General features: G+C 64.0%; 23 protein-coding genes. 14 read left to right on the top strand and 9 right to left on the bottom strand.

The features are described from left to right. Positions 1-115 precede the first annotated feature (115 nt). A complete protein-coding gene (locus tag JWJ88_RS00240) occupies positions 116-769 on the bottom strand; it encodes a YggS family pyridoxal phosphate-dependent enzyme (protein ID WP_205294121.1) in 654 nt (217 codons plus the stop codon). A gap of 69 nt (positions 770-838) precedes the next feature. Then, entirely contained in the window at positions 839-1813 is a 975-nt protein-coding gene (locus JWJ88_RS00235) for a porin (RefSeq protein WP_205294120.1), read from the bottom strand. Between the two features lie 310 nt (positions 1814-2123). On the opposite strand from JWJ88_RS00235, the gene JWJ88_RS00230 reads away from it, so the two are divergent. The 5 genes from JWJ88_RS00230 (at position 2124) to JWJ88_RS00210 (ending at position 7968) form a co-directional block, all read left to right on the top strand. Continuing rightward, positions 2124-2624, top strand: a complete 501-nt coding sequence (locus tag JWJ88_RS00230; protein ID WP_205294119.1) for a DUF3576 domain-containing protein — start codon at positions 2124-2126, stop codon at positions 2622-2624. A 77-nt stretch (positions 2625-2701) separates the two neighbouring features. Further along, on the top strand, positions 2702-5236 hold the full coding sequence (gene leuS, locus JWJ88_RS00225) for a leucine--tRNA ligase (RefSeq protein ID WP_205294118.1): 2535 nt from the start codon (positions 2702-2704) through the stop codon (positions 5234-5236). Next, entirely contained in the window at positions 5223-5708 is a 486-nt protein-coding gene (lptE, locus tag JWJ88_RS00220; protein ID WP_205294117.1) for an LPS assembly lipoprotein LptE, read from the top strand. Before leuS ends, lptE begins: the two co-directional genes overlap by 14 nt. After that, complete coding sequence (holA, locus tag JWJ88_RS00215; RefSeq protein ID WP_205294116.1) at positions 5705-6733, top strand: DNA polymerase III subunit delta; 1029 nt, start codon at positions 5705-5707, stop codon at positions 6731-6733. The genes lptE and holA overlap by 4 nt, the downstream gene beginning before the upstream one ends. Positions 6734-6786: 53 nt before the next feature. Continuing rightward, on the top strand, positions 6787-7968 hold the full coding sequence (locus tag JWJ88_RS00210) for a TIGR03862 family flavoprotein (RefSeq protein WP_240200228.1): 1182 nt from the start codon (positions 6787-6789) through the stop codon (positions 7966-7968). On the opposite strand, the gene JWJ88_RS00205 is transcribed toward JWJ88_RS00210, so the two are convergent. Further along, positions 7944-8531: a glutathione S-transferase family protein gene (locus JWJ88_RS00205; protein ID WP_205294114.1), complete on the bottom strand. Its 588-nt coding sequence runs from the start codon at positions 8529-8531 to the stop codon at positions 7944-7946. The two genes, JWJ88_RS00210 and JWJ88_RS00205, sit on opposite strands and share 25 nt — an antisense overlap. Positions 8532-8651: 120 nt before the next feature. Here JWJ88_RS00205 and JWJ88_RS00200 point away from each other — a divergent pair, with 120 nt between their 5' ends. The 6 genes from JWJ88_RS00200 to JWJ88_RS00175 all read left to right on the top strand — a co-directional run bounded on the left by JWJ88_RS00200 (position 8652) and on the right by JWJ88_RS00175 (position 15746). After that, on the top strand, positions 8652-9896 hold the full coding sequence (locus tag JWJ88_RS00200; protein WP_205294113.1) for an MFS transporter: 1245 nt from the start codon (positions 8652-8654) through the stop codon (positions 9894-9896). A 163-nt stretch (positions 9897-10059) separates the two neighbouring features. Continuing rightward, positions 10060-11253, top strand: coding sequence for an MFS transporter (locus tag JWJ88_RS00195; protein WP_205294112.1), 1194 nt, complete (start codon positions 10060-10062; stop codon positions 11251-11253). Continuing rightward, positions 11246-12292 carry a glycosyltransferase family 4 protein gene (locus JWJ88_RS00190; RefSeq protein ID WP_205294111.1) on the top strand — a complete coding sequence of 349 codons (1047 nt, stop codon included), beginning with the start codon at positions 11246-11248 and terminating at the stop codon, positions 12290-12292. Before JWJ88_RS00195 ends, JWJ88_RS00190 begins: the two co-directional genes overlap by 8 nt. Beyond that, positions 12289-12903, top strand: coding sequence for a glycosyltransferase family 29 protein (locus JWJ88_RS00185; protein ID WP_205294110.1), 615 nt, complete (start codon positions 12289-12291; stop codon positions 12901-12903). The genes JWJ88_RS00190 and JWJ88_RS00185 overlap by 4 nt, the downstream gene beginning before the upstream one ends. 101 nt (positions 12904-13004) lie before the next feature. Then, complete coding sequence (locus tag JWJ88_RS00180) at positions 13005-14027, top strand: aspartate-semialdehyde dehydrogenase (RefSeq protein WP_205294109.1); 1023 nt, start codon at positions 13005-13007, stop codon at positions 14025-14027. A 93-nt stretch (positions 14028-14120) separates the two neighbouring features. Then, the gene (locus JWJ88_RS00175) at positions 14121-15746 is read left to right on the top strand and encodes a DUF4139 domain-containing protein (RefSeq protein ID WP_205294108.1); all 1626 of its coding nucleotides are present in this window, start codon (positions 14121-14123) and stop codon (positions 15744-15746) included. Between the two features lie 380 nt (positions 15747-16126). Here JWJ88_RS00175 and JWJ88_RS00170 read toward each other — a convergent pair whose 3' ends face one another. The 3 genes from JWJ88_RS00170 to JWJ88_RS00160 form a co-directional block, all read right to left on the bottom strand. Further along, positions 16127-16765: a 5'-methylthioadenosine/S-adenosylhomocysteine nucleosidase gene (locus JWJ88_RS00170; RefSeq protein WP_205294107.1), complete on the bottom strand. Its 639-nt coding sequence runs from the start codon at positions 16763-16765 to the stop codon at positions 16127-16129. Between the two features lie 105 nt (positions 16766-16870). After that, complete coding sequence (locus JWJ88_RS00165; protein WP_205294106.1) at positions 16871-18466, bottom strand: PAS-domain containing protein; 1596 nt, start codon at positions 18464-18466, stop codon at positions 16871-16873. 75 nt (positions 18467-18541) lie between these two features. Then, positions 18542-19885 carry an ActS/PrrB/RegB family redox-sensitive histidine kinase gene (locus JWJ88_RS00160; RefSeq protein WP_205294105.1) on the bottom strand — a complete coding sequence of 448 codons (1344 nt, stop codon included), beginning with the start codon at positions 19883-19885 and terminating at the stop codon, positions 18542-18544. A gap of 80 nt (positions 19886-19965) precedes the next feature. On the opposite strand from JWJ88_RS00160, the gene JWJ88_RS00155 reads away from it, so the two are divergent. The 3 genes from JWJ88_RS00155 to JWJ88_RS00145 all read left to right on the top strand — a co-directional run bounded on the left by JWJ88_RS00155 (position 19966) and on the right by JWJ88_RS00145 (position 21610). Next, on the top strand, positions 19966-20616 hold the full coding sequence (locus JWJ88_RS00155; RefSeq protein WP_205294104.1) for an SCO family protein: 651 nt from the start codon (positions 19966-19968) through the stop codon (positions 20614-20616). A 54-nt stretch (positions 20617-20670) separates the two neighbouring features. Continuing rightward, on the top strand, positions 20671-21219 hold the full coding sequence (locus JWJ88_RS00150; protein ID WP_205294103.1) for an ActR/PrrA/RegA family redox response regulator transcription factor: 549 nt from the start codon (positions 20671-20673) through the stop codon (positions 21217-21219). Between the two features lie 82 nt (positions 21220-21301). After that, entirely contained in the window at positions 21302-21610 is a 309-nt protein-coding gene (locus tag JWJ88_RS00145) for an H-NS histone family protein (RefSeq protein ID WP_205294102.1), read from the top strand. A gap of 38 nt (positions 21611-21648) precedes the next feature. Here JWJ88_RS00145 and JWJ88_RS00140 read toward each other — a convergent pair whose 3' ends face one another. The 3 genes from JWJ88_RS00140 to JWJ88_RS00130 form a co-directional block, all read right to left on the bottom strand. Beyond that, positions 21649-22257, bottom strand: coding sequence for an HD domain-containing protein (locus JWJ88_RS00140; RefSeq protein ID WP_205294101.1), 609 nt, complete (start codon positions 22255-22257; stop codon positions 21649-21651). Between the two features lie 143 nt (positions 22258-22400). Continuing rightward, positions 22401-22937 carry a protein-export chaperone SecB gene (secB, locus tag JWJ88_RS00135; protein ID WP_205294100.1) on the bottom strand — a complete coding sequence of 179 codons (537 nt, stop codon included), beginning with the start codon at positions 22935-22937 and terminating at the stop codon, positions 22401-22403. A gap of 49 nt (positions 22938-22986) precedes the next feature. After that, positions 22987-23553, bottom strand: a complete 567-nt coding sequence (locus tag JWJ88_RS00130) for an FxsA family protein (RefSeq protein ID WP_205294099.1) — start codon at positions 23551-23553, stop codon at positions 22987-22989. Positions 23554-23578: the final 25 nt, after the last annotated feature.

The following is a 23578-nucleotide window of genomic DNA, read 5'->3' as shown; positions in this document are numbered from 1 at the left end:
AAACACATAAATATATGGAGGGCACCCTAACGCCTTGCGGTCGCTCACGCATCCACAATGCTAATAGTGGGTTAACATCCGGCAGGCGGGCGGCAACGGCCGGCCCACGCCCGGATCAGCCGTAATCGCGCGCACCAAAGATCGCGCTGCCCACCCGGATATGCGTGGCACCCTCGGCTATGGCGGCTTCGAAATCGGCGCTCATGCCCATCGACAGACCTGTCAGCCCGTTGCGCAGGGCAATGTCGCGCAGGGCACGGAAATGCGGCACCGGGTCCTGATCCTCGGGCGGGATGCACATCAGCCCCGACAACGTCAGATCCTGCGCCCGGCACTGGGCGACAAAGGCATCGGCGTCATCGGGCAAAATACCGGCCTTTTGCGGCTCGGCACCGGTATTCACCTGCACGAAAAGCTGCGGGCAACAGCCGCGCATCTGCACCTGCCGGGCCAGTTTCCCGGCCAGCGAGGGGCGGTCGAGTGTATGGATGGCGTCGAAAAGCTCTAGCGCCGGGTTCAGCTTATTGGTCTGCAGAGGGCCGATCATATGCAGTTCAACCTTGGGAAAACGGGTGCGCCAGTCGGGCCATTTTCCCGCAGCCTCTTGCACATAGTTTTCGCCAAAGACGCGGTGGCCGGCATTCAGCACCGCTTCGACCCGGTCGAGAGGTTGCACCTTGCTGACAGCGATCAGCGTGACCTCGCCCGCGGCGCGTCCCGAAGCCGTCTCGGCCGCGGCAACACGGCGCTTGATATCATCCAGTCCCATGGCGGCATGATTTCCAAAAGAAAAGAGCGGGCGCAAGGCCCGCTCTTCCTGTTTCTGTATCCCGAAGGATCAGAAGTTGAAGCGAACGCCCATGTCGGCGGTCGTGTTCTTGGCATAGTCGCGCTGGATCGACGCACCCAGACGAGCACCGCCCAGATCGTAGTTCACGCCAATACCGAAGGAGGTGTTGGTTTCTTTCCAGGTGGCGATGTCCCGGTCAGCGTCGTTATAGGCGACATAGCCTTCCAGGTTGGTGCGGCCGTCGGCCAGGGTGTAGTCGCCATAGATCGCGACAGTTGCACCGTCGAAGCCGTCTTCTTCGTCGCCGGCGTCAACGTAGTTCAGACCAACGCGAGCGTTTTCCTGAACAGCGTAACGGGCGCCAAGGAAGAAGATGTCGTTGCCGTCGATGCCGGCGCCGTTGAACGCGGCAGCAGCCGACAGTTCCAGACGGTCATCCCATTTGTAGTCGATCGACACGCCGAATTCTTCTTCAGTGAACTCGGTTTCGTTCAGGCCGGATTGGTCCGGATCGACGAACGAGCCTTGCACGGTCAGGTTGTCCACGGTGTAAAGAGCGCGGACACCGACGCGATCCACGTCCGAGTAGGCGTCGGATTTATAGGCGAAGAATGCACCCGACACGTCGCTGAAGCCGACCGAACGGTCAAAGGCGCCCAGTTCGGTTTCGTAGATCAGGCCGTTGCTGTCGAAGGCGGTGTCGACGTTACCAACTTCAACGGTCAGGCCTTGCGAGCTGATCCACAGTTTGCCGGCGTTGGTGCTGGCTTTGTCACCGCGGGTGCTGCTGCCCTGATCCCACTGCAGACGGAAGCGCGCACCGAAGTCGATGCCCGAATCGGTCGAGGTGCTGGCATCAAGGTTCATCCGCAGACGGCTGATGACCTGAGCATTGTTCAGGCCCGGGACGTCTTGATCGTAGTAGATGATACCGGTGCGGCCGTAACCCGAGATGGTCACGTCGGCGGCAGCTACACCTGCGGTCAGGAGCAGTGCGGTGGAGGCGATAAGAGCCTTTTTCATGGTGTTTCCCTCTTGTCTCTCTCGTATGCCCCACCCGGAGCACCGGTTTGGGGTATGCTCGTTGTGTCGCGCTTTCCCCCCCGCATTGCAACGGAATCGCATCGGCTTAGCCGGAATCCGGCCTGCTGTGATGCACATGGGCCACACCCCCGTTGCACCGCCACACGCGCTGTCCTGCGACCATAAGCCGGGCTTTACGCGCGCGCGATCCATAATAAGCCCGGCAGCGAGTCGCAGCCCGCAGTGCGGCCTTGTCGCAAGGGGCGGAATTGCGCTATGGCTCGCGCAAGGACGATCCGGGGGACATCAGATGACCAGACGCGCCGCACGGCTGACCGCCGCCCTGCTGATTTCGGCGGGGCTTGCCGCCTGTTCGGGCGGTGGCTCGGGGTTCGGCTCTGTCGGCTCGGCGACTTCGGCTCCGGGCGGGAATCGCCAGCCGCAGCCGCAGGCCGAGAAAAAACGCGAGACCATCTGGGACGTGTTCTCGGACCGCCGCAATCCGAACGACACGGTGGCGGTGAACAAATATCTGTGGAACGCCAGCCTTGATGTGCTGAACTTCCTGCCGATCCAATCGATCGACCCGTTCACCGGCGTCATCGTTACCGGCTATGGCACGCCGCCGGGCGGCGGGCGCGCCTATCGCGCCACGATCAAGGTCAGCGACCCGGCGCTGGATGCGCGCGCGCTGAAGGTTTCGTTGCAAGGTGCGGGCGGCGCGGCCGTAGCGCCCGACACGGTGCGCGCGGTCGAGGATGCGATCCTGACGCGGGCCCGGCAACTGCGCGTACAGGACCGTAACCTGTAAGGCCGCATCGACCCGGCTGGACCTGCATCGGGCAAGCGGCTAATACCCTGCGGGCAATCTGACGCCCGGAGGTATCCATGCCCTATGATCCCGCAATCAGCGAACCGCGCTGGCAACAGGAGTGGGAACGGGCCGATACGTTCCGTGCCGTGCGGGACGAGCGGCCCAAGTATTACGTCCTCGAGATGTTTCCCTATCCTTCGGGGCGCATCCACATGGGTCACGTCCGCAACTATACCATGGGCGACGTGGTCGCCCGCTTCAAACGCGCGCAGGGCTTTTCCGTGCTGCATCCGATGGGCTGGGACGCCTTCGGCATGCCCGCCGAGAACGCCGCGATGGAGCAGGGGGGCCATCCCCGCGACTGGACCTATGGCAATATCGCAACCATGCGCGGCCAATTGAAGCCGCTGGGCCTGTCCATCGACTGGAGCCGCGAATTCGCCACCTGCGACGACGAATATGTCGCGCAGCAGCAGGCGCTGTTTCTGGATTTCCTTGAGGCAGGGCTGATCTATCGCAAATCCGCCATGGTCAACTGGGACCCGGTCGACATGACCGTGTTGGCCAACGAGCAGGTGATCGACGGCAAGGGCTGGCGATCCGGCGCCCCGGTCGAGCGGCGCGAGCTGACGCAATGGTTCTTCCGCATCTCCGATTACTCGGACGAACTGCTGACGGCGCTGGATGGGCTGGATGGTTGGCCGGAAAAGGTCCGGCTGATGCAGCAGAACTGGATCGGCAAGTCCCGCGGTCTGCAATTCCGATTCGACACGGTGAACGCGCCCGAGGGATTCGCCCAGATCGAGGTCTACACGACACGCCCCGATACGCTGATGGGGGCCAGCTTCGTCGCCATCTCGCCCGACCATCCGCTGGCCAAGGCGCTGGAGGCCGACCCAAAAGTCGCAGCCTTCTCGGCCGAGGCGCGCAAGCTGGGCACCAGCGAAGAAGCCCTTGAAAGAGCTGAAAAGCTTGGCTTTGACACCGGCCTGAAAGTGCGCCACCCGCTGAACCCGGACTGGGAACTGCCGGTCTGGATCGCCAATTTCGTGCTGATGGAATACGGGACCGGCGCCATCTTCGGCTCGCCCGCGCATGACGAGCGCGACCACGAATTCGCCACCAAGTACGGCCTGCCGATCCGCGCCACCTTTGGCGAGCGTGGCATGGATCTGGCCGCGGCCGATGCCCTGGTCGCCAAGGCGCCTTTCGTGCCGCTGAAAACCGATGTCGTGACCTTTGTGCGCGGTTTTGCCGGCGAAACCGATCAGACCGGCGAGGCCGCCGTCGACGCCGCCATCGCCCATGCCCAAGCCAACGGCTATGGCGAGGCCGTGACGAAGTTCCGCCTGCGCGACTGGGGCATCTCGCGCCAGCGTTACTGGGGTTGCCCGATTCCCATCGTGCATTGCGACAATTGCGGCACGGTCCCCGAGACCAAGCAGAACCTGCCGGTGCTGCTGCCGCAGGATGTGACATTCGACGTGCCCGGCAACCCGCTGAACCGGCATCCCACATGGGCCGCGACAAGCTGCCCGAAATGCGGCGGCCCGGCCCGGCGCGAAACCGATACGATGGACACCTTTGTCGATTCGTCCTGGTATTACGCGCGCTTCACCGCGCCGCATGCAGATGTGCCGACGGACCGGGCGGAAACCGACTACTGGATGAACGTGGACCAGTATATCGGCGGCATCGAGCATGCGATCCTGCACCTGCTTTATTCCCGCTTCTTCGCGCGGGCGATGGTCAAGACCGGCCATCTGCCGGAAAGCGCCAAAGAGCCCTTCGACGCGCTGTTCACGCAGGGCATGGTCACGCATGAAATCTATATGACCCGCGATGCGCGCGGTCGTCCGGTCTATCACCTGCCCGAAGACGTAACGGACGGCAGGCTTGGGGACGGCACGCCGGTCGAGGTGATTCCCTCGGCCAAGATGTCGAAGTCCAAGAAGAACGTCGTCGACCCGGTGAACATCGTCGAAAGCTTTGGCGCCGATACCGCGCGCTGGTTCATGCTGTCCGACAGCCCGCCCGAACGCGACGTGGAGTGGACCTCTGCCGGGGCCGAGGCCGCGAATCGCTTTCTGTCCCGGGTCTGGCGACTTTCCGACGAGATCCCGGAAGGAGAGGCCGACCTGGACCTGACCCGCGCCGCGCATCGCGCCATTGCCGAGGTGACCCAGTCGATCGAAGGCTTCACCTTCAACAAGGCCGTGGCCAAGATCTATGAACTGGCGAACAACATCGGCAAATCCCCCGCCGGCGGCGAAAGCCGGCGCGAGGCGCTGCGGATCATGGCGCAGTTGATGGCGCCCATGGTGCCGCATCTGGCCGAGGAGGTCTGGGCAAAGGCCGGCGGGCAGGGCATGGTGGTCGATGCCGCCTGGCCCAAGGCGGACCCGGCGATGCTGGTGTCCGACAGCGTGGTGCTGCCGATCCAGATCAACGGCAAGCGCCGGGCCGAGATCGAGGTGCCGAAAGACATGCCCAAGGAAGAAATCGAGGCCATGGTGCTGGCCGATGAGACCGTGCAGCGCTTCATGGCCGGCGCGGCCCCCCGGAAACTGATCGTCGTGCCCGGACGGATCGTCAATGTTGTGGTCTAGGCGGGCGGTCATTCTGGGCGCATTGGCCTTGGCCGCCTGCGGCTTTTCCCCGGTCTATGGACCGGGGGGAACAGGCGGCAAGCTTTTCGGCAAGATCCGCGCCGCCGATCCCCGCACCCCGGACGATTTCGCCTTTATCGGCCGCATCGCCGAACGGCTGGGGCCCGAGGCGGATGCCGGCTTCCTGCTTGATTATCAACTGCGTATCGCCGTTGTGCCGCAGGCCATCACGCCCGACGAGGTAACGACGCGCTATGCGTTGAACGGCAGTGCCGATTTCGAACTGACCGAAACCGCTACCGGCCGGGTGGTCGTGCGCGGGCAAGTCAGCAGCTTTACCTCGTACTCCACGACCGGCACCACCATCGCCACCATGTCGGCCGAGCAGGATGCACATGAACGGCTGGCGCGCATGCTAGCCGATCAGGTGGTGACGCGGCTGTTGGCCGTTGAGCCCGACGCCATACCATGATCCTGAAGGGCGCAGAGATCGGACGCTATCTGGCGCGGCCCGATCCGACGCGGCCGGCGCTTTTGATTCACGGCCAGGACGCGATGCGCGTGGCGCTGAAACGCGCCGAGGCGGTCAAGGCATTGGTCGGTGCGGGCGCCGAAGAGGAAATGCGCCTGACCCGTATTCAGGGCGCCGACCTGCGCAAGGATCCGGCCGCCCTGCTGGACGCGGTCAAGGCTGTGGGCTTCTTTCCCGGCCAGCGCGTGGTGCTGGTCGATGATGCGCAGGATGCGGCGGCGCCAGCCATCGCCTCGGCCATCGCGGAGTGGAAGCCGGGCGATGCGGTGATCGTCGTCGCTGCAGGGGGGCTGGGCAAATCCTCGGCCCTGCGCAAGCTTTTCGAACCGCATCCCGCTGCGATGACCGCGCCGATCTATGACGATCCGCCCGGCGAGGACGAGGTGGGCCGCTGGCTGCGCGACGCCGGACTGCGCGAGGTGCCGCGCGACGCCATGCGCGATCTGCTGGCGCTGTCGCGGGCGCTCGATCCCGGCGATTTCCGTCAGACGGTGGAAAAGATCGGGCTTTACAAGCATGGCGACCCTGATCCGCTGACGCCGGCCGAGATCGCCGTGCTGGCGCCTGCAACCATCGAGGCCGAGGTCGACGACCTGATCGATTGCGTGGCCGAGGGCCGGGCGCGTGAATTCGGCACGTTGATGCGGCGCATCGAGGGGCAGGGCATTGCACCGGTGACCTTGTGCATTGCGGCACTGCGGCATTTCCGGGCACTGCATACCGCCGCCTCGGAACCGGGCGGGCCAGGGGCCGGGTTGGCGCGGCTGCGGCCTCCGGTCTTTGGTCCGCGCCGCGATCGGATGATTCGCCAGGCGCAGGATTGGGGCATGCGCGCGCTGGAGGATGCCATCCACCAGTTGATCGAAACCGATCTGGTCCTGCGCTCTTCGTCGCGCGCACCGGCCATGGCGCTGATGGAGCGGATGCTGCTGAGGCTGTGCATGATGCCCAGAGGCGGGCGGTGACCGAATCCCCAGCACCCGAGGCATTGGTGATCGGCGCGGGCCCTGCGGGATTGATGGCCGCCGAGGTTCTGGCCGGGCAGGGCGCACGCGTGGTGGTGACCGAGGCCATGCCGACGCCCGCGCGAAAGTTCCTGATGGCGGGGAAATCCGGGCTGAACCTGACCCGGGATGAGCCCTGGGAATTGTTCGTGACACGCTATGGGGGCTCTGCCCCCCGCGAACCCGCCCCCTTGGCGGGGCCGGGCCCGCGCCCCCCGGGGTATTTGGTCAACGAAGAATTCGGGGCGCGGGAGGTCATGGCCTGGGCACGCGGGTTGGGGGTGGATCTGTTCACCGGCTCGACAGGGCGGGTATTTCCCGTTGGCATGAAGGCCTCGCCCCTGCTGCGGGCGTGGCTTTCGCGGTTGGCCGAGCAGGGCGTCGAGTTGCGGACTCGCTGGCGTTGGACGGGTTTTCAGGATCAAGGCTGGCGTTTCGATGTGCCGGGCGGGATCAGGGTGCTTGCGCCCCGCGTCGTCGTTCTGGCGCTGGGGGGCGCAAGTTGGCCCCGGCTGGGTTCGGACGCGGCCTGGGTGCCCTGGCTTGTTGGGCGTGGTGTTGACGTGACGCCGTTCCGGCCCGCGAACATGGGGTTTCGCGTGGATTGGTCGGTGCAGATGGCGCAGCATTTCGGGCAGGCGGTCAAGGGCGTGGCGCTGCATGTCGGGGACCGGATCGGTCGTGGCGAATGGGTCGTTACCGCCGAGGGAATCGAGGGGGGCGGGGTCTATGAGGTTTCGGCCGCGATGCGTGACGGTGCCGAGGCGTTCGTCGATCTGGCGCCCGATCTGGCGACAGAGGAGCTGGCGCGGCGTTTTGCGCGCGCACCCGTGAAGCTTTCGGTCGGCAACCGGCTGCGTCGGGTGCTGGGCGATCCGCTGCGCGCGGCGCTGCTGATGGAATGGGGCCGGCCCTTGCCCACAGAGCCCGACCGGCTGGCCGCGCGTGCCAAGGCGCTGCGACTGCGTCATACGGGGCCGATGGATATGGCGCGCGCGATATCATCGGCCGGGGGGATCTCTGCGGAAAGCCTGACCGGCGCGCTGGAACTGAAGGCTCTGCCCGGGGTCTTTGCCGCCGGCGAGATGTTGGACTGGGAAGCCCCCACCGGTGGCTATCTGCTGACCGGCTGTCTGGCCACAGGCCGCCGGGCCGGGCGCGGGGCCGCGGCCTATCTGGCTGCCACCCGCCGATAGGCCGGGCGGGCGCGCATCATTTCCAGATAATCCGTCAGCCGGTGTTCGGTGATAGGGAAGCGTGCGGACAGCGCCCAGGTCAGGCAATGCACCAGGATGATATCAGGCACGGTCATGCGGTCGCCCATCAGGAAACCTTTTTCCGAGATGCGATGCACCAGGGTGCGTTGGCTGCGCTCGAATTCCCAGCGCAGCGTGTTCTTGATCGCGGCCAGCCGCATCTCTTCGGGCAGCACGAAGCTGTGCCGTGCCGCCAGCCACAATGCGGCGTCGAATTCGTCCAGCACGAACTGCGTCAGGCTGTCCTGTCGCGCCCGATCCAGCGTGCCTGCCGGATGGGTCAGCGCGCCGTGCTTGTCCGCGAGGTAGGTCAGGATGGCCGTAGAATCGGTGATGGGCACGCCATCCACCACCAGCACCGGCACCTTGCCTGCGGGGTTGAAGGGCCGGACGCCTTCCGAATGCGGGTTCACGGCGACATGCTCATAGGGCTGGCCCAGTTCTTCAAGCATCCAGAGCACGCGCATGGCGCGGCTCTTGCCGGTTCCGATCACCTGATACATGCATGTCCCCGCATCGCGTCGAATTGCAAGGCTAGCGCCGCCGCCTGATTCAAGCAATCAGCGCCATTGACGCCAGCGCAGGCGGGGGGCAGGAATTGCGGGCTGCGAGAGGAGAGCAACATGTCCAAGGCAATGCGCGCGCCGCTGTTCACCCCGGTGCTGATCGGCGGCTCGATCATTTTGATGATCAACTTTGCCTTGCGAGCCAGCTTCGGCGTCTTCCAGATCCCGATCGCGCAGGAATTCGACTGGCCGCGTGCCGAGTTCAGCATGGCCATCGCCATCCAGAACCTTGCCTGGGGCATCGGCCAGCCGGTTTTTGGTGCGCTGGCCGAACGCTGGGGCGACCGCTTGTCGATCATCATCGGCGCATTCCTGTATTCCGCCGGGCTGATCCTGACCGCCTGGGCCACGGACCCGCTGACCATGCAACTGCTGGAAATCATGGTCGGCTTCGGCGTGGCCGGCACCGGCTTTGGCGTGATCCTGGCCGTGGTCGGCCGCGCGGCCAGCGACGAGAACCGCAGTCTTGCGCTGGGGATCGCCACCGCGGCCGGCTCGGCCGGGCAGGTTTTCGGCGCGCCCCTGGCCGAGGTTTTGCTGATTTATTACCCGTGGCAGACGGTGTTCATCATCTTTGGCGTGATCGTCCTGACCTGCCTGTTCTTCCTGCCCATGCTGGGGGAAAGCAAGCCCGCGACGCGCGGCGAGCTGGAGGAAAGCATGGGCAGCGTGCTCAAGCGCGCATTTACCGATCCATCCTATCTGATGATCTTTGCCGGCTTCTTTTCCTGCGGCTATCAACTGGCCTTCATCACCGCGCATTTCCCGGCCATGGTGACCGAGATGTGTGGACCGATCAGTCCCATGGGGACGCTGGCCAGCATCGGCATCACCAGCACGTCCACACTGGGCGCGGCGGCGATCTCTTTGATCGGGCTGGCGAATATCGCGGGCGCGATCTTTGCCGGGTGGCTGGGCAAGCGCTATAGCAAGAAATACCTGCTGGCGGGGATCTATACCCTGCGCACCATAGCCGCAGCGGCCTTTATCCTGATGCCGATCACGCCAGCCAGCGTCATCATCTTTTCGCTGGTGATGGGAGGCTTGTGGCTGGCCACGGTGCCGCTGACTTCGGGGCTGGTCGCCTATATCTATGGGCTGCGTTACATGGGCACGCTTTACGGCTTTGTATTCCTGAGCCACCAGATCGGCTCGTTCCTGGGCGTCTGGCTGGGCGGCAAGATGTATGACATCTACGGCGATTACACGATGGTGTGGTGGGTCGGGGTAGGTGTGGGCGCCTTCAGCGCGCTGATCCACCTGCCGGTGCGCGAGGCTCCGGCGAGGCTTGCGTCCGCCTGACGACAAGCCGCCTGCGCACCCTGCCGTGACGGCCGGTGGGGGTCGTGTCGGGGGTCCTTGAGGCACCCCGGCAACCGCGCGGCAAATCCGCCGCGCGGGCCATTGCGTCCCGGCTGACAATCGACAAGTCTCGGCCCGTCAAGCCGAAGGGGGACGGTTCATCATGCGCGCATTGCTGTCGGCGGGGATCATCAGCCTAATCCTTGCCTATACGCTCAGCCAATTCTATCGCGCCTTTCTGGCCGTGCTGTCCCCCGTCCTGCAAACCGAACTGGGCGCGGGCCCGGGGGATCTGGCGATTTCATCGGGCATGTGGTTCCTGACATTCGCGCTGATGCAGGTGCCCATCGGCGAGGCACTGGACCGGATCGGGCCGCGCCGCACAGTTGCCGTGCTGATGGCGCTGGGTGGCGGGGGCGGGGCTGTGGTCTTTGCTCTGGCGCAGGCGCCGTGGCATCTGCACGTCGCGCTGGCGCTGATGGGAATCGGCTGCGCGCCGGCACTGATGGGCAGCTATTACATCTTTGCCCGCAATTACCCTGCGGCCATGTTCGGAACGCTGGCCGGGGCGGTGGTTGGCTTTGGCTCGATGGGCAATATCCTGGGCGCCGCGCCGCTGGTCTGGGCGACCGAGGCCATCGGCTGGCGCGAGACGCTTTGGGCGCTGGCCGTGGTGACACTTGCGGTAGCACTGGCCATCCTGATCTTTACCCGCGACCCCGAGCGTCTGGCCTCCACCGCGCCGCGCGGTTCGCTGGCCGAGATCCTGCGGCTGCGACCCCTGTGGTTCATCCTGCCGCTGTTTTCGGTCAACTATGCCGCCTCGGTCGCCATCCGCGGCCTTTGGGCCGGCCCCTATATGGCCGAGGTGCACGGCGCCTCGGACCAACTCATCGGCTGGGCAACACTGGCTATGGGCGTGGCCATGGTGATCGGCAGTTTTCTGGTCGGGCCGGCGACGCGGTTGGCGGGCTCGGTCCGCCGGCTGGCGCTGATCTCCAATGGCGCAGGCATCGCGGTGATGACCGCGCTGTGGCTGTTTCCCGCCGAAAGTGTCGCGCTGTCGGTGGTGCTTCTGGCGCTGGTCGGGCTGTCGGGCGCGGGCTATGCCGTGCTGATGACGCATGGACGCGCCTTTTTGCCGCCGCATCTGGTGGGGCGAGGCGTCACCTTCCTGAATATGTTCTCGATCGGCGGGGCGGGGCTGCTGCAATTCGGCTCGCGTCCGGTCTATCGCTGGGCCAGCGCACAGGGCAGCCCGGCCGAGGCCTATTCGACCCTGTTCCTGTTCTTCCTGATTCCGCTTACGGTAGGGTTTCTTTTGTATTTCCTGACGCCAGAGACACCCGATGCCTGAGATTGCAGCCGACCGGATCGACGTTGTCGCCCCGAACCTGAAACGCCGCCTGTCGGGGGTGACGGCGACCGTGGTGCGGCTGATCCCCGTGCAGGCGCGGATGATCGGCATCGTTGCCACCGGCCCCGGCCTGCCCCCCGAACTGCCGCATATCCCGCTGGCCCGCGCCGCGACCCTGCCCCGCGACCGCTGGCGGGTCTGGCATGCGCGACGCAACACGGAAATGGCGCTGGGGCTGATCCTGCGGCATGTGCTGCGGCGGCGCTATCGCCTGTTGTTCACCTCGGCGGCGCAACGCAGGCATACCGGGTTTACCCGCTGGCTGATCCGGCAACAGGACGCGCTGATCGCCACCTCGCCGCAGGCCGCAAGCTATCTGGAGCGCCCCGCCACCGTCATCCTGCACGGAGTGGACTTGTCCGTCTTTCACCCCGCCGCCGACCGCGAGGCACTGCGGACGGAGCTGGGCTTTGCCCCCGACGATATCGTGATCGGATGCTTTGGCCGTATCCGGGCGCAGAAAGGCGTCGATCTGCTGGTCGAGGCGGCGTTGCGGCTGTTCCCCTCGCGCCCGCGCGCGCGGCTGATCTTTACCGGTCGGGTGACGACGGACAACCAGAGCTTCACCGACGAACTGAAGGCCCGGATCGACGCGGCCGGCCTGTCCGGGCGCATCCGGTTTCTGGGCGAGGTGCCTTGGGAACAGGTGGTGCGCAACTATCAGGCCATCGACCTTTTCGCCGCCCCCGCGCGATGGGAGGGCTTTGGCCTGACCCCGCTGGAGGCCGCGGCCTGCGGCGTGCCAAGCGTGGCCGCCCGCGTCGGTGCCTTCGAGACCCTGATCCGCGAGGACGAAACCGGCAGTCTCGTACCGCGCGAGGACGTAGATGCGCTGACCCGGGCTCTGGCCCGCTGGCTGGACGACGACGCCGGGCGGCAGGCGGCGGGGCAGGCGGCCCGCGCCCATGTGCAGACCAATCACGCCATCGAGGGCGAGGCCCAAGCCATCACCCAAGTCTATCGCGGGCTGCTTGCGTGACCCGGCTTGGCTTTCTGTTGGCCCGCACCCTGCGTAACGAGACCGCGCTGCAACGCCTGTCGGTGCCGCAATCCGAACTGCTGACCGCGCTGCGCGGCAAGAGCGTCGCACTGGTCGGCAATGCCCGCGCGCTGGCCGAAACCGACCACGGGGCAAGGATCGACGCAGCCGATCTGGTCATCCGCATCAACCGCGCGCCCATGCCGCAACCGGCCAGCCACGGCACCCGCACCGACTGGCTGGCCTTGGCCGTGCGGCTGTCAGGGGCCGACCGCGCCCGGATAGCTCCCTCTTGCACCCTGTGGATGTCGCCCAAGCGCAAGCGGCTGGATTGGTCTACGGCCACCAGCCCCGGTTTTTATCTGCACCCGCTGGCCGATTATCAGGCGCTCAATGCCCGATTGGGCGCCCCGCCCACCACCGGCGCCATGATGATCGACCTGATCGCCCGGTCGCAAATGGCGCGGCTGGAGTTGTTCGGCTTTGATTTCTTCGCCTCGCTGTCGCTATCCGGCCGGCGAACTGCCCAAGAGGTTCCCCATGATTTCAAAGGGGAATCCGAATGGGTGCAAGAACTGATGCTGGCAGATCGACGGATTATCCGGCATTAAGACGAAATCTCGCCAGATCATCGGGCGTTTTAACGAAATCTCGCTTTCCCTTTGCCGCAATACACCCTATATCGCGGCGTCCTTTGTTGAAGGAGACCCCAATGGGCTACAAGGTCGTTGTCGCCGGCGCCACGGGGAACGTGGGCCGTGAAATGCTGAATATCCTGGCCGAGCGCCAGTTTCCTGCTGATGAGGTTGTCGCTCTGGCTTCGCGCCGGAGCATTGGCACTGAGGTCAGCTATGGCGACAAGACCCTGAAATGCAAGGACATCGAAGGGTTCGACTTTACCGGCTATGACATGGCGTTGTTCGCCATCGGCTCGGACGCGACCAAGCAATATGCGCCCATTGCCGCCTCGCAAGGCTGCGTGGTGATCGATAACTCGTCGCTTTACCGCTATGACCCCGCGATTCCGCTGATCGTGCCCGAGGTGAACCCCGACGCGGTCGAGGATTACCGCAACAAGATGATCATCGCGAACCCCAACTGCTCGACCGCGCAGATGGTGGTGGCGCTGAAGCCGCTGCACGACCGTGCCCGCATCAAGCGCGTCGTGGTGTCGACCTATCAGTCGGTCTCCGGCGCCGGCAAAGACGGCATGGACGAATTGTGGAACCAGACCAAGGGCGTCTATGTCCCGGGTCAGGAGGTCGCACCGAAGAAATTCCAGAAACAGATCGCCTTCAACGTGATTCCGCAGATCGACGTCTTCCTGGACAGCGGCGATACCAAGGAAGAATGGAAGATGGTGGTCGAGACGAAAAAGATCATCGATCCCGCCATCAAGGTCACTGCGACCTGCGTGCGCGTTCCGGTCTTTGTCGGTCATTCGGAATCCGTGAACATCGAATTCGAGGATTTCCTGGACGAGGACGAGGCCCGCGACATCCTGCGCGAGGCGCCGGGTATTCTGGTCATCGACAAGCGCGAGCCGGGCGGCTACTCGACCCCCGTGGAATGCGTGGGCGATTTCGCCACTTTCGTCAGCCGCATCCGTCAGGACGTAACGGTAGAAAACGGGCTGAACCTGTGGATCGTCGCGGACAACCTGCGCAAGGGCGCGGCCCTGAACGCGGTGCAGATCGCCGAGCTGCTGGGCAATCGCTGCCTGAAGAAAGGCTGACCGATACGGATATGTGAGGGCGTCCCACCGGGCGCCCTCTTGCATTTCCGGCGCCCCTCGCGGACCTTGGCCGGGTCATGACCAGGGGAACCCATGCGCCATCTGCTGATTTCCACCGCCATCCTGCTTGCCGGTCCCGCACTGGCCGACCGGATCAAGACTACCGCCCGCGTGACCGACGTCACCGTCTACCCTTGGGGTGCGGGCGTTACCCGCGAAGCCGCGCTGGACCTGCCCGCCGGGTCGCATGAGCTGGTGATCCCCGGCATCCCCGAAGGCATCGACCCTGCCAGCCTGCGTATCACGGCCGAGGGCGCGGTGATCGGCGCGACGGGCGTCCAGCAAGAACGCGCCCTTCCGGAAACGCCGGCGAAATCCCCCGAACTGCAATCGGCCCAGGACGAGGTCCGCCGCCTGCAGACCGCTCTGGCCAAACACGATGCCAGCGTGGCCGAGATCAAGGCCCGGGCCGAAGCCGCCGATGACACCATTGAATTCCTGATGAAACTGGCGACCTCGGACGTTACGGGCTCTGGCGATATCGCGGCACTGACCAGCGCGGTGGCCGAACAACTGCTGCAGGCGCGGCAAACCGCAGTCCGCGCCCGGCTGGAAGCCGAGACCGCCGATGTGGGGCGCGAAGAACTGGTCGAGGACCTGGCCCGCGCCGAAGCCCGGCTCGATGCGCTGCGCGGCCCGGAAACCGAACGCGGCGCACTGGTGATCGCGGTGCAGGGACAGGGTCAGCCGGCCCGCATTCGCATCACCAACCTGACCGATCAGGCCAGTTGGTCGCCGGTCTATGACCTGTCCTTGCAGCGCAGGGAAGGTAAGCTGCGTCTGGATCGCGGACTGCTGGTGCGCCAGTATACAGGCGAGGATTGGCGCGGCGTGCATCTGGTTCTGTCCACCGCGCGACCGATGGATCAATCGGCGCCCAGCGAATTGCAGCCGGACTTCCTGCGCATTGGCGACCCGCAGGCCAAGCTTTACAGCCGTTCCACCGACTCGATGGCCGAAGCCGCCATGGACTCGGTCGAACGCGCCGCACCGGCACCGGCAAGCATTGCCGGCTCGGCCGTGGCGGGGATGGTCGGCGAAACGGTGGTTTACGACTATCCGACACCGATCGACATGCGCGACGGCGCCGATGCGCTGCGCCTGCCACTGGATTCGCACGAGCTGACACCCGAAATCATCGCCGAGGCGGTGCCTCGCCGCGACGACAGCGCCTTTCTGGTCGCGGACACGGTGAATTCGACCGGGGCCGTCATCCTGCCTGGCGATGCCACCTTTTATGCCGATGGCGCCATGGTCGGGCGCGGCGTTCTGGAACTGACCGCGGCAGGGGACGATATGAAACTGGGTTTCGGCCCGCTGACCGGCATCAAGCTGGAGCGTCACATTCCCGACGAAATCGAAGGCAATCGAGGCCTGATCTCCAAATCCTCCGAACGCAGGGAAACCGCAATCCTGAGGATCCGCAACCTGACGGGCGAGGAATGGCCGTTGCGGGTGATCGACCGCGTCCCAGTTTCGACCCAGGAAAACCTGCGCGTCGACTGGTCTGCCGATCCCAGGCCGGATGAGACCGATCCGGATGGCAAACGCGGGTTGCTTGTCTGGAACGGCAAGATCGATGCAGGGGAAGAGCGCAGCATCGCCCTGACCACCGCGCTGCGCTGGCCCGACGGGCAGATCCTGATCGGCGGGGAGTAAGAGCCGAGGGACGTCGTGCTGAACTTATAAAGGGCAGCATATCGCTCGCCGGTCCGTTTTACGACTGAATATCGAGGGCAATGCCGGGGAGAGTGCGCAATAGTTGTTCCCAATTCGTCCCTGCGGTGGCGGCACCCCAGTATCCTTGCCCAAAAACCGGGCCGGCTTATTGCGGTCTCGTGGGCATGAATGCCTCAATCATCGATACGGGCAGAAATGCAACATTCTGCAAAATGATAAGGGGTTAGATCGCGCGCAACCGTGGGCGGAGAGAACGACCTTTAACCCGTGCCGGATTCATTTTTGGGACCGGCATCACGAATGCACCGGAACCTGTTTGGTAATGCGCGGCTTCGATCCTCTGGCGGATCAGCCGGTTCCTACAGGACCAGATCGCCACACTCCAATGCGAGCGAAAGTCGGTCCACGGCCTCGGCCAGACGCTCATCTACCAGATGCAGATATTGCGTCCAATCGGACAGATGCGCCAGTTCCTCGGCTCCGTCCGAAATACCGCGCAGCCCAATCAGCGGAATACCGAAACGCTGGCAGGCCCGCAGCACCGCAAAGCTTTCCATATCGACCATCTCGGCACTGATCGCATCATAGCCGGCACCGCTGACAATGCTTGCCCCGGTCGCGAGGCTGGCCGAAGCGATATCCGGAATACGCAGCGGCATTTCGATGCGCGCCGGCAGGTCCAGCATTGGCGTTTCACCTTTGGAAAAGCCCAATGCCGAGGCATCCATGTCGCGATACTCCAGCGAGGCGACCTGATAGACGCCCAACTGCTGCAACTGGCGCGATCCCGCTGAGCCCAAGGAAACCACCAGTTCGGGCAGTTCGCCCCGGCCCGCCAGCAGCGACAACGCGAAGGTCAGTTCAACCGCCGCCTCGACCGGGCCAACGCCGGTCATCAAGGGCGAGATACGCGCGCGCAGTTGCGGTCCATATTCAGCATCCAGCGCCATGACGAACAGCACGCGCCGGCCGGCCAGAAGATCAGGGCTTACCTGCATGGACATTCCCCTTCGCACACCATCCATTCGACTTTCACCCATATTCCCTTCCCACAGGTTTTGCGCAGAAAAGCGTGCCGGGGCTGGCAGGGCAAGATCACGCGATCATCCGGTCAGCGCGCGTTGCATCGCCGCGCTTTCTTCCTGCCGTTGATTATCCGCAACGCGCGGCACCTCGCGCCCAACCGGCATGGTCGGTACCGGAGCGGCAAAGCTAAGCAACAGGCGCCCACCGGATAGTCCCCGCAAGCCCCAGGACAACAGCCCACCGGCCGGTCCCGCCATCGCGCCGCGCAAAGGCTCATCGGGCAGCACGGCGTTCAGCGCCTCGCGCAAGGAAACAAGGCCGGGGCTGGCGCCGCAGGCCTTGGTCCAGATCTGAATTTGCCCTTCCAGCGTGCCCGATGCCGCCATGCCCCATAGCTCGGCATAGCGGCGATTCGAGATTAGCACGTCGCCATTGGCGGCAAAGACCGCCACCGCGTCCTCCAACGCATCCAGCACCTCAGCCCCCAGCGACAGATCGGCGCGAAACTTGCGGGTCAGCGAGATTTCCGAGGTAATATCCTCGAACAGGAAAGCCACCGCACCGTCAGGATGCGGCCGGCCGGTCACGCGATAGGTCTGACCGCCGGGCAGCGACCACAGTTCGACATGATGGCCCGAGGAGGCCGCTGCCTCCAGCGTGTTCATCTGGTTGCGCCAGCTTCGGTAATCCTTTGGCTCAGGCACCATTCGTGCCTCGCGCAATCGGTCCAGAAAGGCGTAAAGCGTCGGCCGTGCGGTCAGGAAACCGGTGGCAAGTCCGGTCAGGTCGATCAGCGCCGGGTTGAAAAGCTGCAAGTTGCGGTCGCGGTCAAAGATCGCCAGACCTATGGGCAGATCGGCAAAGGTCTTGGTCAGTGTCTGAACGAATTCGCGCAACGAGCGCTCGGCCCGAACCGCCGCATCGGCGGGCAGGGCGATCGCTACGGTCTGCTTGTCGATTTCATGCAGATGGCAGTCATACCAGCGGCTTTGCCCATCATGGTCGATCTGGGCCCGGCGCGCACCGCCCGGCGAAACTGGCTGGACGGGTCGTGCCGACAGGTCGATGATCTGGGGCAGCGGCCAGACCGTCTGGCCCTGAGCCTTGGCCTCGGCAAGGTTCAGATAGGCGGAATTGGCCCATGTGATCTGTCCCTGTTCATCCTGCCGCCAAGCCAGCATCGGCGAATGGTCCATCGCGCTACGCAGAATTTCCAACTCTTGCTCCATGGCGCGCAGGGATAGGGAATCGACCAGAACACCGGCGTTTTCGGCAGCCGGATCGGCCAGCGTCAGGCGCAGCAATCCGTCACCCAAATCCTCTGCCAGCAACCGCAGGGGACTGTCGCCCGACGGCTCTTTCAACTCGATCCGCGCGGTGCCGCCCAGATCGGGCAGCAGTGCGCCGGTTTCCGGCAAGCGCATGCCCAGCCACGAGGTTAGCCGCTGCCATTCGCCCTCACCCGGCAGGCTGGCCAGCAGGCTGCGGGCCGGAGCAGTGGCATCGACCAACACCCCGTCGCGAAACAGAAACACGATCGGCTCTATCCCTCGTTCCAATCCCCGCACTGTCCGTGCGCCGACGACCCGCCGGTCCACCAGCTGGACCAGGGCCAAAGCCGACAGGACCGCCAGTGCCGCCGCCGTAAAAGCGATAAGGAAATGCGCAACCATCGAAACAACCCTGAACAGTATCGCCAAACACAACTATAGCGGGATGTTTTAAGAAGTGGTTAACAGGTTGAAAGATCAGGCCAGGATCTCGGGGTTCTGACCCAAGGCGGCGCGATCCTCGGTCTCGATCATCTCACGGGGCCAGGTCACGACAACCTCGGCACCGCCCTGCGCGGCATTGCCGAAACGTAGTCGCGCGCCTGAACGTTCCAGCAGTGCCTTGGCAATAAAAAGACCCAGGCCCATGCCTTCATAACTGCGCCCGTCATCGGCCCGGGGACGCGTGGTCAGGAAGGGGCTGCCGATGCGGGGCAGCAGTGCTGGCGGAAAGCCCGGCCCGTCATCGACCACGCGCACCCACAGATCGCGACGATCAGCGCCCGTTTCGATGGTCACGCATTTGCCGGCAAAATCGACGGCGTTCTGGATCAGGTTGCGCAACCCGTGGATCACCGCGGCATCGCGGTGCACGATCAGCGGCTCGGGCATGGGCAGCACCACGATCTTGGCGCCACGGCCACGATGGGGGGCGGCGGCCTCAGCCAACACCTCGTTCAGCGGGGCCGAGCGGATCAGCAGGTCGTCACGCCCGGCGCTGCCCATGGATTTCAGGATATCGCGGCAACGATCCGAGGACTGGCGCAGCAAGGCGACATCCTCGGCCAGGTCCGTGCGTTCGGGCAAAGCCTCGGCCAATTCATCGGCCAGTTCGGCGCTGACCAGCTTGATCGTGGCCAGCGGAGTGCCCAGCTCATGCGCGGCAGCGGCAACCACCCCGCCCAGATGTTGCAGCTTCTGTTCGCGTTCCAGCGCCAGACGGGCCGCGAAAAGCGCGTCCGAAGTGGCACTGACCTCGGCAGCAACCAGCCGGGCATAGCCGGAAAAGAACACCGCACCGATGACGATGGCAAACCAATGCCCGACCAACAGCGGCTCACGCAGGGTAAAAAGCCCACCCGCCCCAAAGGTCAGCGGCTGGGCGAAAACCGCCGCCAGTGTCACCATCAGGAAAGTGGCGAACCCCAGCGCCAGCAGATGCTTGGGCGGCAAGGCGGTGGCTGCGATGGTCACCGGCGCAAGCAAAAGCAGTGCGAAAGGGTTGGCAAGCCCGCCCGTCAGCGCCAGCAGGACGGCCATTTGCGCCAGATCGAAACCCAACTGCCAGGCCGCCACCCGCGCCGAGATGCGCCGGTCCTGACGCCCCGTCAGCGCCAGATTCAGCGCCATCGCCAGCCCAATCACGATCAGCACCCCGCCCAGCGGGAAGTCCGCACCGATTAGCAGCGCCGCGCCAACGGCAGCCAATTGTCCTGCAATCGCGACCCAGCGCAGCAGGATCAGGGTGCGCAGCCGGATCGGCTCGGGTCCCGGTTGGCCGGGGAAGGGGTCGATGCGGCGAGAAACTAGACCAAAAGGCATGTTGAGTCTTTGGGTTGAGACGGGCTTTTGCATTGATACCCATGGCTGGATGGGCGATCAATGCGTCCAAGTGGACGGAGATGTTCCTGATGGGCAAAGACAGAACGGTCCTGATCCTCGGTAGCCTGGCTGCGATGCTGGTTCTGGTGGGCGGCGGGCTGTGGCTGTCGCGCGGCGAGGCCGATCCATTCGCCCCCTGCCGCGTCGGAGGGGTGCAAATCGGACTGGACAGTCTGGGCGCATCCTTTGAATTGACGGACCAGAATGGACGACGGGTCAATGACCAAGAAGTGCTGGCAGGTCCGACACTGCTTTATTTCGGCTATACCTATTGCCCCGACGTCTGCCCGCTCGACAATGCCCGTAATGCCGAAGCCGTCGCAATGCTGGAAGAGCGGGGGATGCAGGTCACGCCAGTCTTCATTTCGGTCGACCCAAAACGAGACACGCCAGAGGTGCTGCACGATTTTACCCAGGCCATGCACGAACGTATGATAGGATTGACCGGCACCATGGCGGAAATCGATGCGGTCTCTAAAGCTTGGCGTAACTATTACAAGGTAAATGATCAGGAAGACCCCGAAAACTATCTGGTCGATCATATGACCAATACCTACCTTGTGATTCCCGGAACCGGCACTGTCGAACTTTTTGGTCGCGACCTTTCCGCTCAGGAACTGTCAGAAAGGGCCGCCTGTTTCATTGACGTTGCGTCAGGAACGGGGGTTTGACCGTATGGGAAAAACACTCTACTCAACTGTGAACTTTCAAGGGCAAGGGGAAATATGTCAGAGGATTACCAAATCGGCCCCGACTCCAGCCTTCTGTTGGTCGACGATGACGAGATTTTTCTGAACCGTCTGGCCCGTGCAATGGAAAAACGCGGGTTTACCGTCATTCGCGCCGCCTCGGTTGCCGAAGCCCGCATTGCTGTGGCCGAACATAAACCTGCCTATGCAGTGGTCGATCTGCGGCTTGAGGATGGGAATGGGCTTGATGTGGTCGATGCCCTGCGGGAAGCGCGCGAAGATACCAAGATCGTCGTGTTGACTGGTTATGGCGCCATCGCAACGGCGGTTGCAGCGGTCAAGATGGGGGCGACGGATTATCTGTCGAAACCGGCTGATGCCGACGACGTGACGCGCGCATTGCTGGCACAAGGCGATAGTTTGCCGCCGGCGCCTGAAACGCCGATGTCGGCGGACCGCGTGCGGTGGGAACATATCCAGCGCGTTTATGAGCAATGCGACCGCAATGTCAGCGAAACGGCACGGCGTCTGCATATGCACCGGCGTACTCTTCAGCGGATCCTGGCCAAACGCAGCCCGCGTTAATAATTCAGTTCTCAAAAAGATTGCAATTCACTTTGAAATGCAAATATTGAGAGCGCATGCTGCCAAAACCAAGGATAATGATATGAGCATCGAATTGGACGCAATGTCCTTGCGGGAACTTCGGGATCTGCGTAACAAGCTCGATCGCGCGATTTCCACCTTCGAAGATCGCCGCAAGCGTGAAGCCCTGGCGGCCGCCGAAAGCGCGGCGCGTGAATATGGCTTTAATCTTACCGATCTGACCGTCTCCAAGCAGGCGCGTGGCAAGGTGGCGCCCAAATACGCAAATCCTGCCGATCCGTCGCAAACCTGGACTGGACGCGGCCGCAAACCACGCTGGGTGCAAGAGGCGCTGGATTCCGGCAAAAAACTGGAAGCGATGGAAATCTGATCCGGCTCCCCGCATCCAGGATGCGGGGTTTTCCGGGATCACGCCTTTGCGTCGATCTCCGCAATAAGCTGAGAAAAGCGCAATAAAAAAGCGTTGCGGGTTTCAAGGGGCGGGCACAGTCGTATTTCCAGCCCCTGTAATAATTCAGGCCGGGGGGCGGGAAACAGGCGATCCGCCTCGGCCTTGGAAAATCCCGCGATCTGAATGGCTTCCAGCCAGGCCGACATGCGGTCGGCCCGTTTGATCGCCCGCTTCACCGCTGCGGGCAATTGCGCCGGCAGACCGAAACGGCGATGGATTGCCGCGGTCAGCCGGGCGTCCATCTCTCCGTACTCCCGACCCAGCGCGGCCTTGACCGGAGAAATCATGTCCCCGATCACATATTCAGGTGCGTCGTGCAGCAGCGCCGCCAGCCGCCAGCGCGGCTCGCAATCAGGGTTGCTGCGGGCATGGATCTGCTCGACCAGCAGCGAATGTTCGGCCACGGTATAGGCCCAGTCGCCACGGGTCTGACCGTTCCAGCGGGCGACGAACGCCAGACCATGCGCGATGTCGCCGATCTCGATATCCATGGGCGTCGGGTCCAGAAGATCCAGCCTGCGCCCCGACAGCATCCTCTGCCAGGCCCGTTTTGCGCCTTTTGCCATACCGATCTCCGTCTTTGCGGTGCGAAACTAGCCCTATTGCACAGTCCGCACCAGCATTGCAGCCAGCGACGCTGCGCATGAACAAAGGCCCGCGGCTGGTGACCGCGGACCTGAATGGACCATTTTCACGGAAAAGTGATTACTTAGGACAGCGGCTGATCGGCGGGACGCTCGGCTTGCGCGCGCCGCGCGATCTCTTGCCGGTAAAGCGCCACGAAATCCACCGGATCCATATTGAAAGGCGGGAAGCCACCATCGCGCGTCATGTCCGAGACGATGCGCCGCACAAAGGGGAACATCATGCGCGGGCATTCGATCATCAGAAAGGGGTGCAACTGGTCTTCGGGCACGCCTTCCACATGGAAAATACCGCCATAATCCAGCTCACACAGGAAAAGCGGCGATTTATCGCTGGCGTTCGACGACTGTACGCGGAACTTGCTGATCACCTCGTACTGGTGATCGGCCGGACGCTTGCGGGCATCAAGGCTGACCTGCACGCTGATCTCGGGCTGAACATCCCCCGACGGCAGGCCCTTTTGCGCCACCGCATTCTCAAAGGACAGGTCGCGGATATATTGCGTCAGGATTTGCAACCGAACGGCCTGCTGTCCCGGATTTTGCCCGACATTCTGGGCTTCGGGCGCGGCGGTGCCGCTGTTGTTGTTGTCGTCGCTCATGGAATTCTCCTCGGATCTGAGCGGTTTCTAGCACCCCGCAGCCCGGCGCTCAATGCCGGGTCCAGCCCGAGCCGCCTCGACGCGACGAGGGGTCGCTTTGGTCGGTCAGCCCTTCCCGTACGGGGCCGGGCGGATCGTCCTGCACCGAATATTCGCCGTCGATCACACCGTCGTCGCGCCAGCCGGGCCCCCGGCGGAAACCGGCAGGATCCGCGCCGAAATCACCCTCGGCTCCATAGTTCTGGCGATAGCTGAATGTGCTGCCCCGGACAGCACTGCGCGACACCATCTGGCGCAGGATCAGGCTGCGCACCGCCGGAATCAGCAGCAAACCCCCCAACGTGCTGGTGAACAGGCCCGGCACCACCATCAGCACACCGGCGATCATGACCAGCGCGCCATGCGCCATCGGCCGGCCGGGGTCGCGGAATTCCTGCATGGCGCGCTGTATGTCCAACGCCGCCCTTGCGCCCTGATGGCGCATGACCGCCACACCCGCCACGGCCGAGGCCAGAACCAGTGCAATCGTGGGCAGGACGCCGATTGCGCCCCCCACCTGGATGAACAGCGCAATCTCGACAATCGGCAAGATCACAAAGGGCAACAGCAGCCACATAACGCCTTTTTCCTCCGGCACTTCT

Origin of the sequence: Paracoccus methylovorus (genome assembly GCF_016919705.1) — a bacterium.
Classification (GTDB): domain Bacteria; phylum Pseudomonadota; class Alphaproteobacteria; order Rhodobacterales; family Rhodobacteraceae; genus Paracoccus; species Paracoccus methylovorus.
Note: the sequence above shows the minus strand (reverse complement) of the source record. Positions and strands in the feature narration are given on the sequence as shown.

Excerpts from the sequence above, each read along its gene's own strand:
- JWJ88_RS00180 (WP_205294109.1), top strand. The coding sequence starts at position 13,005 with ATGGGCTACAAGGTCGTTGTCGCCGGCGCCACGGGGAACGTGGGCCGT.
- JWJ88_RS00195 (WP_205294112.1), top strand. The coding sequence starts at position 10,060 with ATGCGCGCATTGCTGTCGGCGGGGATCATCAGCCTAATCCTTGCCTAT.
- secB (WP_205294100.1), bottom strand. The coding sequence starts at position 22,937 with ATGAGCGACGACAACAACAACAGCGGCACCGCCGCGCCCGAAGCCCAG.
- leuS (WP_205294118.1), top strand. The coding sequence starts at position 2,702 with ATGCCCTATGATCCCGCAATCAGCGAACCGCGCTGGCAACAGGAGTGG.
- JWJ88_RS00230 (WP_205294119.1), top strand. The coding sequence starts at position 2,124 with ATGACCAGACGCGCCGCACGGCTGACCGCCGCCCTGCTGATTTCGGCG.
- JWJ88_RS00175 (WP_205294108.1), top strand. The coding sequence starts at position 14,121 with ATGCGCCATCTGCTGATTTCCACCGCCATCCTGCTTGCCGGTCCCGCA.
- JWJ88_RS00210 (WP_240200228.1), top strand. The coding sequence starts at position 6,787 with ATGGCCGCCGAGGTTCTGGCCGGGCAGGGCGCACGCGTGGTGGTGACC.
- JWJ88_RS00200 (WP_205294113.1), top strand. The coding sequence starts at position 8,652 with ATGTCCAAGGCAATGCGCGCGCCGCTGTTCACCCCGGTGCTGATCGGC.
- JWJ88_RS00205 (WP_205294114.1), bottom strand. The coding sequence starts at position 8,531 with ATGTATCAGGTGATCGGAACCGGCAAGAGCCGCGCCATGCGCGTGCTC.
- JWJ88_RS00160 (WP_205294105.1), bottom strand. The coding sequence starts at position 19,885 with ATGCCTTTTGGTCTAGTTTCTCGCCGCATCGACCCCTTCCCCGGCCAA.
- JWJ88_RS00190 (WP_205294111.1), top strand. The coding sequence starts at position 11,246 with ATGCCTGAGATTGCAGCCGACCGGATCGACGTTGTCGCCCCGAACCTG.
- JWJ88_RS00150 (WP_205294103.1), top strand. The coding sequence starts at position 20,671 with ATGTCAGAGGATTACCAAATCGGCCCCGACTCCAGCCTTCTGTTGGTC.
- JWJ88_RS00130 (WP_205294099.1), bottom strand. The coding sequence starts at position 23,553 with ATGTGGCTGCTGTTGCCCTTTGTGATCTTGCCGATTGTCGAGATTGCG.
- JWJ88_RS00170 (WP_205294107.1), bottom strand. The coding sequence starts at position 16,765 with ATGCAGGTAAGCCCTGATCTTCTGGCCGGCCGGCGCGTGCTGTTCGTC.
- lptE (WP_205294117.1), top strand. The coding sequence starts at position 5,223 with ATGTTGTGGTCTAGGCGGGCGGTCATTCTGGGCGCATTGGCCTTGGCC.
- JWJ88_RS00165 (WP_205294106.1), bottom strand. The coding sequence starts at position 18,466 with ATGGTTGCGCATTTCCTTATCGCTTTTACGGCGGCGGCACTGGCGGTC.
- holA (WP_205294116.1), top strand. The coding sequence starts at position 5,705 with ATGATCCTGAAGGGCGCAGAGATCGGACGCTATCTGGCGCGGCCCGAT.
- JWJ88_RS00240 (WP_205294121.1), bottom strand. The coding sequence starts at position 769 with ATGGGACTGGATGATATCAAGCGCCGTGTTGCCGCGGCCGAGACGGCT.
- JWJ88_RS00155 (WP_205294104.1), top strand. The coding sequence starts at position 19,966 with ATGTTCCTGATGGGCAAAGACAGAACGGTCCTGATCCTCGGTAGCCTG.
- JWJ88_RS00140 (WP_205294101.1), bottom strand. The coding sequence starts at position 22,257 with ATGGCAAAAGGCGCAAAACGGGCCTGGCAGAGGATGCTGTCGGGGCGC.
- JWJ88_RS00235 (WP_205294120.1), bottom strand. The coding sequence starts at position 1,813 with ATGAAAAAGGCTCTTATCGCCTCCACCGCACTGCTCCTGACCGCAGGT.
- JWJ88_RS00145 (WP_205294102.1), top strand. The coding sequence starts at position 21,302 with ATGAGCATCGAATTGGACGCAATGTCCTTGCGGGAACTTCGGGATCTG.